General features: G+C 34.6%; 12 protein-coding genes. 6 read left to right on the plus strand and 6 right to left on the minus strand.

Annotated elements, in window-relative coordinates:
* Nucleotides 1–54: 54 nt before the first annotated feature.
* The 4 genes from scpA to udk are packed head-to-tail and all read right to left on the minus strand — an operon-like array spanning nucleotide 55 to nucleotide 4,511.
* Nucleotides 55–2,181 (minus strand): methylmalonyl-CoA mutase, encoded by a 2,127-nt coding sequence (gene scpA / locus NWE55_RS10655; RefSeq protein ID WP_155092960.1) that lies wholly within the window; start codon nucleotides 2,179–2,181, stop codon nucleotides 55–57.
* A 1-nt stretch (nucleotide 2,182) separates the two neighbouring features.
* Nucleotides 2,183–3,550: a methylmalonyl-CoA mutase subunit beta gene (locus tag NWE55_RS10660; protein ID WP_155092959.1), complete on the minus strand. Its 1,368-nt coding sequence runs from the start codon at nucleotides 3,548–3,550 to the stop codon at nucleotides 2,183–2,185.
* A 17-nt stretch (nucleotides 3,551–3,567) separates the two neighbouring features.
* Nucleotides 3,568–3,888 carry an FtsB family cell division protein gene (locus NWE55_RS10665; protein ID WP_155092958.1) on the minus strand — a complete coding sequence of 107 codons (321 nt, stop codon included), beginning with the start codon at nucleotides 3,886–3,888 and terminating at the stop codon, nucleotides 3,568–3,570.
* 14 nt (nucleotides 3,889–3,902) lie between these two features.
* The gene (gene udk, locus NWE55_RS10670) at nucleotides 3,903–4,511 is read right to left on the minus strand and encodes a uridine kinase (RefSeq protein WP_155092957.1); all 609 of its coding nucleotides are present in this window, start codon (nucleotides 4,509–4,511) and stop codon (nucleotides 3,903–3,905) included.
* Between the two features lie 1,090 nt (nucleotides 4,512–5,601).
* Here udk and NWE55_RS10675 point away from each other — a divergent pair.
* From NWE55_RS10675 to NWE55_RS10690, 4 genes are all read left to right on the plus strand, one after another.
* Nucleotides 5,602–6,429 carry a siderophore-interacting protein gene (locus tag NWE55_RS10675; protein WP_155092956.1) on the plus strand — a complete coding sequence of 276 codons (828 nt, stop codon included), beginning with the start codon at nucleotides 5,602–5,604 and terminating at the stop codon, nucleotides 6,427–6,429.
* Between the two features lie 380 nt (nucleotides 6,430–6,809).
* Nucleotides 6,810–8,129 carry an aspartate kinase gene (locus tag NWE55_RS10680; protein ID WP_155092955.1) on the plus strand — a complete coding sequence of 440 codons (1,320 nt, stop codon included), beginning with the start codon at nucleotides 6,810–6,812 and terminating at the stop codon, nucleotides 8,127–8,129.
* Between the two features lie 19 nt (nucleotides 8,130–8,148).
* On the plus strand, nucleotides 8,149–9,312 hold the full coding sequence (gene lysA / locus NWE55_RS10685; RefSeq protein WP_155092954.1) for a diaminopimelate decarboxylase: 1,164 nt from the start codon (nucleotides 8,149–8,151) through the stop codon (nucleotides 9,310–9,312).
* An 87-nt stretch (nucleotides 9,313–9,399) separates the two neighbouring features.
* Nucleotides 9,400–9,630: a hypothetical protein gene (locus tag NWE55_RS10690; protein ID WP_155092953.1), complete on the plus strand. Its 231-nt coding sequence runs from the start codon at nucleotides 9,400–9,402 to the stop codon at nucleotides 9,628–9,630.
* A 78-nt stretch (nucleotides 9,631–9,708) separates the two neighbouring features.
* On the opposite strand, the gene NWE55_RS10695 is transcribed toward NWE55_RS10690, so the two are convergent.
* Both NWE55_RS10695 and NWE55_RS10700 read right to left on the minus strand, forming a co-directional pair.
* Complete coding sequence (locus NWE55_RS10695; RefSeq protein ID WP_155092952.1) at nucleotides 9,709–10,182, minus strand: hypothetical protein; 474 nt, start codon at nucleotides 10,180–10,182, stop codon at nucleotides 9,709–9,711.
* 137 nt (nucleotides 10,183–10,319) lie between these two features.
* A complete protein-coding gene (locus NWE55_RS10700; protein ID WP_155092951.1) occupies nucleotides 10,320–11,549 on the minus strand; it encodes a porin in 1,230 nt (409 codons plus the stop codon).
* Nucleotides 11,550–11,673: 124 nt separating this feature from the next.
* On the opposite strand from NWE55_RS10700, the gene prmA reads away from it, so the two are divergent.
* Together prmA and NWE55_RS10710 are read left to right on the plus strand one after the other, a co-directional pair.
* Nucleotides 11,674–12,507 carry a 50S ribosomal protein L11 methyltransferase gene (prmA, locus tag NWE55_RS10705; RefSeq protein WP_155092950.1) on the plus strand — a complete coding sequence of 278 codons (834 nt, stop codon included), beginning with the start codon at nucleotides 11,674–11,676 and terminating at the stop codon, nucleotides 12,505–12,507.
* A 27-nt stretch (nucleotides 12,508–12,534) separates the two neighbouring features.
* Entirely contained in the window at nucleotides 12,535–12,810 is a 276-nt protein-coding gene (locus NWE55_RS10710) for an ATP-dependent Clp protease adaptor ClpS (RefSeq protein ID WP_155092949.1), read from the plus strand.
* Nucleotides 12,811–12,852: the final 42 nt, after the last annotated feature.

Consider the following 12,852-nt stretch of genomic DNA (forward strand, 5'->3'; position numbering starts at 1 on the left):
ATTACTGTTAATGAGAACAGCGAGTGCAAAGCTATACGCACTCGCTGTTTGTTTTTATTCTTGATCAAGTAATATCTCTAACATAGTGATGGCTGCATCGCTAATCTTGGTTCCGGGACCAAATACTGCAACAGCTCCTGATTCGAACAAAAATTCGTAATCTTGAGCGGGAATTACTCCTCCAACAATCACCATAATATCCTCTCTACCATATTTTTTCAGTTCTTCAATTACTTGAGGTACCAACGTTTTGTGACCAGCAGCTAAAGACGATACACCTAAAGCATGTACGTCGTTTTCAACGGCTTGTTTGGCTGCTTCGGCAGGTGTTTGAAATAATGGTCCAATGTCTACGTCAAATCCTACATCTGCATATCCTGTAGCAACTACCTTAGCGCCTCGATCATGTCCATCTTGCCCCATTTTGGCAATCATTATACGCGGGCGACGTCCTTCCACTTCTGCAAATTTATCAGCTAACTGTTTTGCTTTCAGGAAACTCTCATCGTTTTTAATTTCTTTACTATACACGCCACTTACTGATTGAATTTGTGCTTTAAATCTTCCAAATATACATTCTAATGCATCGCTAATCTCCCCTAAGGTAGCTCTGTGTTTAGCAGCTTCAATTGCCAAAGCAAGTAAGTTACCTTGATTGGACTTAGCGCATTGTGTTAGGGCATCTAATGCTTCTTTTACTTTGTCGTTATCTCTTGTAGCCTTAATGTGATTTAATCGATCAATCTGTTGTTTTCTAACTGTTTGATTATCTACTTCAAGGATATGTAAAGGATCTTCTTTGTCAAGGCGATATTTATTCACCCCTACAATGATATCTTGTCCACTATCTATACGCGCTTGTTTGCGTGCAGCAGCTTCTTCAATTCTCAGTTTTGGTATTCCTGCCTCTATTGCTTTTGTCATGCCTCCTAATTCTTCTACTTCTTGAATTAGTTCCCAAGCTTTATTAGCTATTTCACTTGTTAAGCTTTCGACATAGTAACTTCCTGCCCATGGATCAACTGTTTTGCAAATTTTCGTTTCTTGTTGTAAAAAGATTTGCGTGTTACGTGCGATACGAGCCGAAAAATCAGTAGGTAGTGCAATTGCTTCATCTAAAGCATTGGTATGCAAGGACTGTGTTCCTCCAAAAGCAGCAGCAGCAGCTTCTATTGCTGTTCTTGCAACATTGTTAAATGGATCTTGTTCTGTTAAGCTCCACCCAGAAGTTTGACAGTGCGTACGCAATGCAAGTGACTTCTCTGATTTAGGATTAAACTGTTTTAGGAGTTTTGCCCATAACATTCTACCAGCTCTCATCTTGGCAATTTCCATAAAGTGATTCATGCCTATAGCCCAAAAGAAAGAAAGGCGAGGAGCAAAGTCATCGATTTTCATTCCTGCATTCAGACCTGTACGTATATATTCAAGTCCATCTGCTAAAGTATAAGCTAATTCAATATCTGCTGTTGCACCTGCCTCTTGCATATGGTAACCTGAAATAGATATAGAATTGAACTTAGGCATTTTCTCACTGGTATATTCAAATATATCAGCAATAATCTTCATCGATGGAGTAGGTGGGTAAATATAGGTATTACGCACCATGAATTCCTTTAAGATGTCATTTTGTATTGTACCAGATAACAATTTTGGATCAACGCCTTGCTCAATAGCAGCTACGATATAAAAAGCCATAATAGGCAATACAGCTCCATTCATTGTCATTGATACAGACATTTCGCCCAAGGGTATTTGGTCGAAAAGTATTTTCATATCTTCTACGCTATCAATCGCAACACCAGCTTTACCTACATCTCCTACAACGCGTTCGTGATCGGAGTCATATCCTCTGTGCGTGGCTAAGTCAAAGGCCACAGAAAGCCCTTTCTGCCCAGCTGCAAGATTGCGTCTATAGAAAGCATTGCTCTCCTCTGCAGTTGAAAATCCTGCATATTGTCTGATTGTCCAAGGGCGTTGTACATACATTGTAGCATAAGGACCACGTAAATTTGGAGCAAATCCTGCTGCAAATCCGATGTGTTCAATATGTTCAATATCTTTTTGACTATAAGTCTTGTTTATTGCAATTCCTTCAGCAGTTGTGAATTCTGATGTTTCAGATGTTTTTCTACGATCTGTTATATCAATGCTGAGATGTTGTATATCCTTTCTTTTCATCTTATTCAATTTTAATTGATTCTTCCCCTGCTAACCTCTGCTGTTCATACTTCTCAGCTAAGCGGCGTTCGATAATTGGAACAACAAGTGTTTTTCGAGGATTTTGTTTGATAAAAGGATATAATTCCAAATTGGCACTCATGTGGTCCTGTTGATTTGGATATTTGTTTGTACCTAAAAGTACTTCTTCTCCTTTGTCAAATAGCTCTTGCTCTTTGGCAGCACTTTCATTGATTTTACGTTGAATGGTTCCTTCGATTAACGAAGTAATTAAACCATCTCCTTTTTCAATTTGTTTGAAAATATCGAGTGCTTTTTGAGCTAATTGAAGAGTGATGTTTTCTATATAGTAAGCACCTTCTGCAGGGTTGTTAACTGCGTCGAAGTAACTTTCTTTTTTTAGTATTAGCAATTGATTTCGAGCTATGCGATCACCAAATTCATTTTCCTTGTGATAGATGCTATCATAGGCTAAATTGGCAATTAAATCAGCTCCTCCAAGTATGGCGCTCATACACTCCGTCGTAGTACGCAACATATTTACATTGTAATCATACAGTGTTTTGTTGCGCTTTGTAGGAATAGCAATAATCTTGAAGTCAATTTGATGTGTATACTCTTTACGCAAGATATCCAATAGCATTCGCAACGCTCTTAACTTGGCTATTTCGAAAAAGTAGTTTGTTCCTACAGCCAGTTTTACATAGATTATTCCTTCAATTTTCTCTATGCGGTTCAAGTATTCATTTACGTGAGCGAGTGCATATCCAATTTGCTGTACCATATTAGCACCAGCATTTTGGTAGGTTGTCGTATCGATGAGTAAGTTTGTAGAGTGATTCAGGCATTTGTTTAATTGGTTGAAGTCTGCTTCTAAGCTTTTAAACCAGTTGCCTTCATTCCCCAATTTGTAGATTGGATCAATCAGAATGTGAATGTCAAATTGGTTGATCTTTCCCCAATTTGTTAATTCACTAAAGTATGCTGCATCTAAAAAACCAAATCTAAAGTAGTAAGTAGCTTCTTTTGGTAAGTTAGATAATAAGGTTGTGCAATTCACTTGTGGATTATCAATCGTAAAGTGAATCGTATCCGCCCCTCTATTTAAAGTGTCTTTTGCCTTTTCAATAGAACGTTCAAGATCGTATACATAAATACATTGCATAATCTGAAAAGCAGAGGTATTGGTATTTATCGACAAAGGTTTGTCGTCACTATCACTGTGATAAAAGGGACGAACTTTTATACCTTCAAGACTTTCCCAAATCAGCGTTTCATTATAATCAGCTCCTTTTAGTTCATATTGAATTTTGTTTTTCCACTCTTTTGAAGATACTTGGTTAAATTCTTCAAATAGTTGATCATTCATAGTTTTTGGTAGTTTTATTATTGTGCTAATGTATCAAATTCTATAATGAATATATCCTCATTAGCACGTTTCATATAATATTTTTCTCTCGCGTATTTTTCAGTCGCATCCCCATTCTTCAACCCTTTTATTGCCTTTTTATCTTTGTCTATTTCTTTTTGGAAATAGCGTCTATTATCTTCCAACTTTTCTATTTCTTTATCGATTGTTCGATGTTCAAAGTAAGAAAAGCTATCAAAAAAAATTATCCAAACAGCAAAGGAGATAGTAATCCAAAAAAAGACGTTTTTTAGAATCTTGGAATACTTAAAGTTACTAAATATTTGAGATACATTCATATTAGATGGATTTATTATCCGATTTTTTCATTTATCACGGTACGTACAATGTCGATGGCAACTGTATTGTAAGTATCGTTAGGTATGATGATATCAGCATAAGCTTTTGAAGGCTCTATGAACTGATCATGCATTGGCTTTAGCGTGTTTTGATATCTGTTAAGGACTTCCATCATATCACGTCCTCTTTCTGCAATATCTCTTTTTAGACGTCTGATAAGTCTTTCGTCTGAATCAGCATGTACAAAAATCTTAATATCGCACATGTCTCTAAGTTGGGGGTGACACAGAATTAAGATTCCTTCTACAATCATTACTTTTCGCGGATGAGTCAAGACGTAATCATCTGTTCTATTATGCTTTACAAAAGAGTAAACAGGTTGATTAATACTACTTCCTTCCTTTAATTCTTTTAAGTGTTGAACCAAAAGTTCAAAATCAATTGATCTTGGGTGATCAAAGTTAATAAGTAACCTTTCTTCTAAAGATAAGTTATCTGTTGCTTTGTAGTAAGCATCTTGGGAAATAATACCTACTTCTGTTTCGGGTAATTCATTCATAATCTGGTGAACAACAGTGGTTTTTCCACTTCCGGTTCCTCCAGCGATTCCAATGATTAGCATGTCTTAATGTATTTTTAGCAAAAATAGAAATTATTCATCTTGTGCAGAAACATTTTTTGTAGAATGCTTGCTTTTTAGACTTTAAAATCCAAAAGATAGCTATTTTTTAGTTGATTTAAATTATTGTTTGCGAACTTTTTACAAATGGCAATAGTAAGTGCTATTGCGGTTTTTTAAGTATCGTAGCTTGTGTAGTTCAATGAATAGTATGAATACTTTAGGCATCTTATTGATTTTCTCTTTCAAATTTCAGTTCAAAAAGATACCGATTATTTGCAGTATTGGAGATTTGCTGTTTTGCGTATGACGATGGTATCGATAGAATTTTTTAGGTATTGTTTCTTTACTTTGATTTACGGGTGTCTGCGTTGAACTTCTGGTTTATTTTTATTGAAATAGTCTGTGGGAATTTAGACAGAAGGTAATGTGTCTTGTATATATTATTTGCTACAAAAACGAAAGTGCACTTCTTTGTGATCTCAGTATAAACTTTTTTCTTTTCGCTTAGTTTATACACTTGTATATATATGGAAATCTTCCTGTTTATATAGGCACCAGCAATTGAGTATATACTCTTATCTAACAACTGGCATAAAGATCAATGGCAAGGCGAATCATTTTTTTGAGAGAACTTAATCAGTTCAGCAAAAACACATGAATAGACAAGGTATTAGAATAGCACCATATCCTTTTTTATCAGACAGTATATTGACAATTGATTTCTTATCTGTATTTGTAGTTGATTTATTGATAGATTTTTCGCTTTTGCAAAAGGTTTTCTTGCACCTTTCTTGCACCTTTCTTCGAGAAAACCGCTCTCTGGGCAAGTAAACCCCAAGAAAAGTGCGAGAAACCCCCAAGGAAGTGCAAGCTAAGACCTCTATTGAAACATTTTAGTATGCTTTGTAAAGACGATTGGCTTCGTCATTCGTTTTGATGAATATTGCTGGGAATAGTAGGTGAACAGATTGGACAAAGAAGGGAGTAGATTGGACTATTTTGTGAATTATACTATTGTTTATACTGAATCTAAATAAATAGGCTATCTTTGTCCATCTTATAAAGAAGATTTAATCAACAGAACAACAAGATGACAAAGAAAAAAAATATTCAACGTAAGGTATTCAAACTGCTTAATAGAGAATATATCACGCCAAGATTTATTCGATTAACTCTTGGAGGTAATGATGTAAGTGATTTTAAAGAAACAACAATTGGTGTCAACAATAAAGTATTTATTGCTCCGAAGGGATGTTCAGAAGTGTATTTACCAGAGTTTGATTTCGAAAAAGGGGCTTGGAAACCTCAAGAAGAATCGACTAAACCTTATGTACGTACATATACCCATAGGGGAATAAATATCGAAAAGAACGAATTATATATTGATTTTGTCGCTCATGGTGATGAGGGACCAGCATCAGATTTTGCAATTAATGCTGAGATAGGATCTCAGATTGGGGTAGCGATGGGGTGTGAGGCCTCAGAATTAGTACCAGAAGTAGAGTGGTATTATCTAATTGGTGATGCTACTGCTATTCCTGTATTAAGTGCTATTTTAGAATCTCTACCTAACACAGCTAAGGCAAAAGTGATTATAGAAGTCGAAACAGAAGAAGATGTGCAAAACCTATCTTCAGAAGCTACTTTCGATATAGAATGGGTGATAAATCCTACACCAGGACAAAATTCGCAAGTTGCTTCTAAAGTAATCGATTTTGTAAATAGCAATGCTTTGCCAGAGTCTAAGTTTGTATACTTAGCTTCTGAGTTTTCAACGGTCAAAGAATTGAGAAACTTTTTCCGAAAAGAGAAGAATTGGAGTAGAGAAGATCTTTATGCTTATTCGTATTGGAAGTTTGGAAAAGCAGAATCAGCTTCAGAGGCTGATCGTCGAGCAGAAAAGGATAGCGATCAATAAGAGTAAAGCCCTTCAATGATAAAATGAGCAGTGAATAAGTTTATGCTTATTTTTAGTTCACAAACAAACAAACCGATCATAATTAAAAGCAAGCTTCGTTAATCTGAGCTTGCTTTTTGCATTTGCAATGGAGAGAGATTAAAAGATTTTAATTTAAAAAACGCTGTAAAAAAGGATGATAATTAAATAAAGTATTTATATTTGTGTCAAATCAATGATAGAAATGATTATATCTATAATGAAAAAGGGAAAGAAACAGTACTTACGTCCGATGTCGTGAGCAGTAACCCTATGGATATGATTTACAAAATAAAAGTAAGGGGCTTGTCATCACGACAAGCCCCTTTTTTTGATATAATAATTCTTTAACTATTAATTTTATGAAAGTTTTGAAATTTGGAGGGACTTCAGTTGGAAGTCCAGAAAGAATGGAGCAGTTGCTTCCCATTATTCAGTCACAAGCAAGTGATAAACACTTGGTGGTTTTGTCTGCTGTATCAGGCACTACAAATAGTTTAGTAGAAATAGCATGTGAATACCTAAAGGGCGATAAGGATAAAGCACAAGATTTAATAAATACTCTTTACAATACATACAAAACTTTCATAAAAGACCTTTTTAAAACGGCAGATGGTCTGCGGGTGGCTAACGAAGTCATCGATCACCATTTTAAATTGTTAGCAGAGTTAGGGAATGATTTGTTTACGACAATTGAAGAGCGAATTGTTTTAGCTCAGGGAGAATTGATTTCAACCACTCTATTTCACTTTTACTTAAAAGAACAAGGGGTTAGTTCAGTCTTACTAAGAGCGTTAGATTTTATGCGAATCGATGAAGAACACGAGCCTAACTTAGCGTATATCAAAGAGAATTTAAGTAGAGTTTTAGAGAAACACCCAGAGGATAGTTTGTTTATCACGCAAGGTTATATCTGTCGCAATGCCTTTGGCGAAATTGACAATCTCCGTCGAGGCGGATCAGACTATACGGCATCATTGATTGGAGCTGTATTACAAGTGGAAGAAGTTCAAATATGGACGGATATTGATGGATTTCACAATAACGATCCCCGCTATGTTCAAAATACTAAGCCCATTGCTCATTTGAGTTTTGATGAAGCTGCCGAATTAGCTTACTTTGGAGCAAAGATTCTGCACCCACAGAGTGTTTTCCCAGCTAAGCGTTTTAATGTACCTGTACGTTTATTAGATACAATGGACTTGACTGCTTCGGGTACGCTGATTTCTGAACAAATTCAAAATGGCGATCAAATTGTTGCCATTGCAGCTAAAGATGGAATTACAGCAATACGCATTAATTCTTCTCGAATGTTATTAGCTTATGGTTTCCTTAGAAGGGTGTTTGAAGTATTTGAGAGGTATAAAACACCTATTGATATGATTACAACTTCAGAAGTAGCGGTATCTTTAACAATAGATGATACTACCCACTTAAATGCAATTATAGAAGATTTAACTCATTTTGGGCAAGTAGAAGTAGATCACGATCAAACCATTGTTTGTATTGTTGGTGATTTTAAGAGGAATAAGCACGGCTATGCAACAATTGTTTCAGAAGCAGTAAAGCATATTCCAATTCGCATGATTTCGTATGGAGGAAGTGAACATAATATTTCTATTCTCGTTCCATCAAATCAAAAGATAGAGGCGCTAAGATCGCTACACAATAGATTGTTTTAATACATAAGAAGTAAGCATTATGCAGCAAGTAAAAGAAGAATTAAAGAATATACCGACGCCTTTATATTATTACGATTTACCTCTATTAAGAGAAACAGTAGACGTTGTAAAGAGTGCAGCAGATCGCTATGGTTATAAAGTACATTATGCTATTAAAGCAAATAACAACCCGCGTATTTTAAGTGAAATTAGCAGCCTTGGTTTAGGTGCAGACTGTGTCAGCGGTACAGAAATTGAAGTTGCTATAGCACAGGGATTTCAATCAAGTGAAATTGTTTTTGCAGGAGTAGGTAAAACAGATAGAGAGATTGAGATTGCCTTAAAGAATAATATTTTAGCTTTCAATGTGGAATCAGTTCAGGAAATTGAAGTAATAGGAGAAATAGCGCAATCTTTAGATACAGTTGCGAATATCGCCTTGAGAATTAATCCCAATGTAGATGCAAAGACACATCATTATATTACAACTGGATTAGATGAGAATAAATTTGGGATTATGACTCATGAGTTAGAAACCTGTTTAACCCTGATACAAAATAATGCGCATTTAAAGTTAATAGGATTGCATTTTCACGTCGGTTCACAGATAACAGACTTGAATGTGTTTAAGCGTTTGTGTGTAAAAGTAAATGAGTGGAATCAATATTTTTACGATAAAGGGTATACGCTACCTATTCTAAATTTGGGAGGTGGTTTAGGAATTAACTATATGGAGCCAGATGAAGAATCAATTGTGAATTTTTCAAATTTCTTCTACTTGTTTCACCAATTATTAGAGCTTAAGCAGGGACAAGAAGTTCACTTTGAGCTTGGAAGGTCGATTGTGGCTAATTGTGGAAGTCTGGTAAGTCGTGTATTGTATATAAAGAATGGATTAAAGAAGAACTTTGCCATATTGGATGCAGGAATGACAGAGTTACTGAGACCCGCTTTGTACCAAGCCTTTCATAAAATAGAGTATTGGAGTGAAGAAACTGACTTGGAGAGTGATAAAGTTGAGGTTGAAAGATATGATGTAGTAGGACCTATTTGTGAAAGTAGCGATTGTTTTGGCAAGGAGGTTAATTTGCCAAAATTAAAGAGAGGTGACTTGATTGCTATACGTTCAGCTGGGGCTTATGGAGAAGTAATGTCGTCAAGATATAACCTTAGGCAGCCACTGAATTATTTTTATAAAGAATAATTGTATAAAAGTGTTTGTTAATAAAAATAGTTTGCTATTTTTGAGTTCAGACCTATAAGGAATGTATAATTAGAAAATAGATAAGATATGACATTAGGAGACATTGATGTGGCAGGAGAGATAATTGATTTAAACTTTCAATTATTGAGAACGCAAATATTATTAGAAGAAGTTTTAAAGCACAATGCAGATACTTTAAAATTACCTTCTCCAGAGGCAATGACAGAAATTAACGAGTTTGCTTTAAAATCAATTCAGGCTAAGTTCCCGAATATGAATATAGCAAGAAAAGAAGACGAAGTTGCAAAGTCTGAATAATAAAATAAAACGCCTATTGAAATACTCAATAGGCGTTTTTGCTTTATAATGATAAAAAATTATGAACTGATGTGTATGTTAGAGGCATAGACCCGCATTCCATTCTTCGTGACCTCTATCTTTCCAGCATTGGTAACTTTCTTTGATTTTGATTACATAGTACTGATCATTTTGAACTCTCATATCCATTACTACTTTTCGGGCTTTCATGGAATCATCCATAATACAGTCTTCCAACAAGGTCACTGTAATTTTCTCTGGATTATCAGTTGTTCGCTTTAATACGTACAAATAGTTACCTTCTGCATGTTTATCTTCAGGAGCATATTCTTGCATAATTTGCTCTTCAGAAGATAGTCTTTTCTTTTTTATAATAGTATTAAGTCTGTCGATTTGGTCATCAGAAATAATGCGATACTCCCTGTCTTCAGCAGTTTCGGTTGTATTCAGTATTACTCCATCTTTACTTAGAATACTACTATTGTTTCTCTTTGCACATCCTCCAATTAGTAAACTAAATAGTAAGGGGATAGTCATTAATAAGTTTTTCATTCTCAATAACCTTAATCATATAAACAAAGATAGTCATTCGTTAGATGAGTGATTTATATAAATAAGTGAAATGTTTTATAAAGAATGGTTAATTTATTTATTTCTATTTAGTTAATTATGGTGAAAAATAGGTATTATTAAATACCTATTTCAAATTGTAATCTAAAATACCAATTGTTTTTAGAACTTCCTTGGTTAAATGTCAATTTATCATACGTTAACTCAGCTTGGATTTTAAATGCGTGTTCCCATAAATATTTAGTCGCACCCAAAGTGAATTCGGTTGTATTTGGCATATTTAACTGTTTGTATAGATCATCGTGCATTGTTTGTGTAGAAACTCTACCAATTAGCTCGTAGTTGCTTGGGAAAACGTAACTCAATTGATAATCTAAACCGTGTCCTGCATATACAGATCTCGTAAGAGGTTCTCCCGCATCTTGCTGTAAATAAGTGATAGGGTCACTTAGATTTCTACTCATATAAGATAACATCGCAGCCCAACCATTGTACTTCAGGATTGCATCTCCCATAATTGCTCTGAAAGAACGAGCTTCATATAGGTTATCTCCCGTTTGCCCTTGTGTTCTTTCTGCATTATTATTGTAAGAGAAAGTACCAGCAACCATTAATTTAGGAGAAGTTTCTCTTGCTAAATCTCCTTCAAAGAAAGCTCCATTATTTTTGAAACTACCAAATGGGAATAGTTCTACACGTCCAGTTAAGGCATAGCTATCGCTCTCTGAGCCACTCCAGTTTCTCCCTCTACCTGTACTTACCGCAGTTTTTACGTTATATCCGAAGTTGTCCCCTTTTTCTTGTAAATAGTAAGCTTGGATACCAAAATCACGATCGATATTGAATTTAGCATTGTTAATTGATCGATCTGTTAATTGTAAAGCTCCAGAAGAATTGGTTCTCTGTCTGTTTCCTGGTAATTTTGTTTGACCAAAAATAAAGTTCCAATTTGAGTTAGGGCGATAAGTTAAAGCTGCATCTCGAATAATATTAGGTGATTGTCCATCTTTTTGTGTTCCCATATCTTTTGGTGTAAAAGACAATTGGATAACATAAAGGAATTTTGGATTACCAACGTATCCGTCAAAGCGCAAACGCAGTCTTCTTATTTCACCTTCATATTTAGTACTTTCATCTTGATTGCTTATTGCAGTCAAACGATTTTGCATTCTAAAGCGAATGTTTAATTGAAATAAACTATCCGCTGAAGTCATACCCAGTCCTTTACCAAAGTTGTAATAGGGTAACTGAGCTAATTTCATGTCATTATTAGTTTCGATTTTCTTTTCTTCTTGAGCGAAAAGTGTCATGGAAAATAACAAAACGATAATGGTGTAAATTTTTTTCATAGAATTAAAATGTGTTGTGAATTGCAAAATTAGCATTAGTTTTGCAAAAAATTATTTCCTAATGTTTCCTCAGTGTAAAGTTAATGTTATGAAATGGTTAAGTTTTAAAAAAAAATAGAAGAATATGGTATATATTGGTTATCATTTCAAAGTAGAACCTAAAGAGTTAGGGACTGAGATATTGATTGCAGAGTTAGGAGAAAGAGCTTTTGAGAGTTTTGAAGAAACAGAATTGGGTGTTAGTGCCTATGTACAAAAAAGTTTATGGACTGAAGATATCTTAGAAGGTGTATATATATTGGAGTCAGATCAGTTTACTATTACCTATACAAAAGAAGAAATTGCTCAAGTAAATTGGAATGAGGAATGGGAAAAAAACTTTGAACCAATCGATGTTGATGGGATTTGTTATGTAAGAGCTCCATTTCATGAGAAAAATGGTTCGAGATTTGATATAGTAATAGAGCCAAAGATGAGTTTCGGTACAGGACATCATGAAACAACGTTTATGATGATTCGCCAAATTCTGAATAATGACATTGAGAACAAACGAGTTTTAGATATGGGATGTGGTACATCTATTTTGGCTATTTTAGCTTCAATGCGAGGTGCTGCTACTGTAGATGCTGTAGATATTGATAACTGGTGTTATGAAAACTCAATTGAAAATGCAGCGAGAAACAATTGTAAGAATGTTACAGTATATGAAGGTGATGCAAGTATTTTATCAAAAGAGCCTATTTACGATGTTATCTTAGCTAATATTAATCGAAATATTTTGTTGAATGATATGGAGAAATATGTGGCGTGTTTGGTACAAAATGGGGAAATTTATTTCAGTGGCTTTTATACAGAAGATATCAATGCAATAAAAAAATCAGCAGAAATGAACGGATTAAGATTTGAAAATCAATTAGAAAGAAATAATTGGGTATCTTTGAAGTTCGTAAAAGAATAAAAATAGTTATTATTAGATTCATTGACTATGAGTACAAAAGAAAAGATTCAAGAAAGTGTAGACGTAGCAGAATTGATTAATGGAACAAGTGAACTTGTTCTTCACAATGATGATGTTAATACATTTGATCACGTAATTGAGACATTAATTCGAGTTTGTAACCATTCTGATATACAAGCAGAACAATGTGCAATGTTGGTACACTACAAAGGAAAATGTACCGTAAAAACGGGAGAGTTTGACAAATTAAAGAATCAATGTTTACAATTGTTAGATGCAGGTTTAAGTGCTGAAATTGTGTAGGTTGATTCACAGGAATTATAAAAAGAGGGTGTCCCAAAAGGT

The organism is Myroides albus, assembly GCF_024722315.1.
Classification (GTDB): domain Bacteria; phylum Bacteroidota; class Bacteroidia; order Flavobacteriales; family Flavobacteriaceae; genus Flavobacterium; species Flavobacterium album_A.

What these genes read in the sequence shown, in the direction of transcription:
- scpA (WP_155092960.1), bottom strand. Translation starts at nt 2,181, where the DNA reads ATGAAAAGAAAGGATATACAACATCTCAGCATTGATATAACAGATCGT.
- NWE55_RS10660 (WP_155092959.1), bottom strand. Translation starts at nt 3,550, where the DNA reads ATGAATGATCAACTATTTGAAGAATTTAACCAAGTATCTTCAAAAGAG.
- NWE55_RS10665 (WP_155092958.1), bottom strand. Translation starts at nt 3,888, where the DNA reads ATGAATGTATCTCAAATATTTAGTAACTTTAAGTATTCCAAGATTCTA.
- udk (WP_155092957.1), bottom strand. Translation starts at nt 4,511, where the DNA reads ATGCTAATCATTGGAATCGCTGGAGGAACCGGAAGTGGAAAAACCACT.
- NWE55_RS10675 (WP_155092956.1), top strand. Translation starts at nt 5,602, where the DNA reads ATGACAAAGAAAAAAAATATTCAACGTAAGGTATTCAAACTGCTTAAT.
- NWE55_RS10680 (WP_155092955.1), top strand. Translation starts at nt 6,810, where the DNA reads ATGAAAGTTTTGAAATTTGGAGGGACTTCAGTTGGAAGTCCAGAAAGA.
- lysA (WP_155092954.1), top strand. Translation starts at nt 8,149, where the DNA reads ATGCAGCAAGTAAAAGAAGAATTAAAGAATATACCGACGCCTTTATAT.
- NWE55_RS10690 (WP_155092953.1), top strand. Translation starts at nt 9,400, where the DNA reads ATGACATTAGGAGACATTGATGTGGCAGGAGAGATAATTGATTTAAAC.
- NWE55_RS10695 (WP_155092952.1), bottom strand. Translation starts at nt 10,182, where the DNA reads ATGAAAAACTTATTAATGACTATCCCCTTACTATTTAGTTTACTAATT.
- NWE55_RS10700 (WP_155092951.1), bottom strand. Translation starts at nt 11,549, where the DNA reads ATGAAAAAAATTTACACCATTATCGTTTTGTTATTTTCCATGACACTT.
- prmA (WP_155092950.1), top strand. Translation starts at nt 11,674, where the DNA reads ATGGTATATATTGGTTATCATTTCAAAGTAGAACCTAAAGAGTTAGGG.
- NWE55_RS10710 (WP_155092949.1), top strand. Translation starts at nt 12,535, where the DNA reads ATGAGTACAAAAGAAAAGATTCAAGAAAGTGTAGACGTAGCAGAATTG.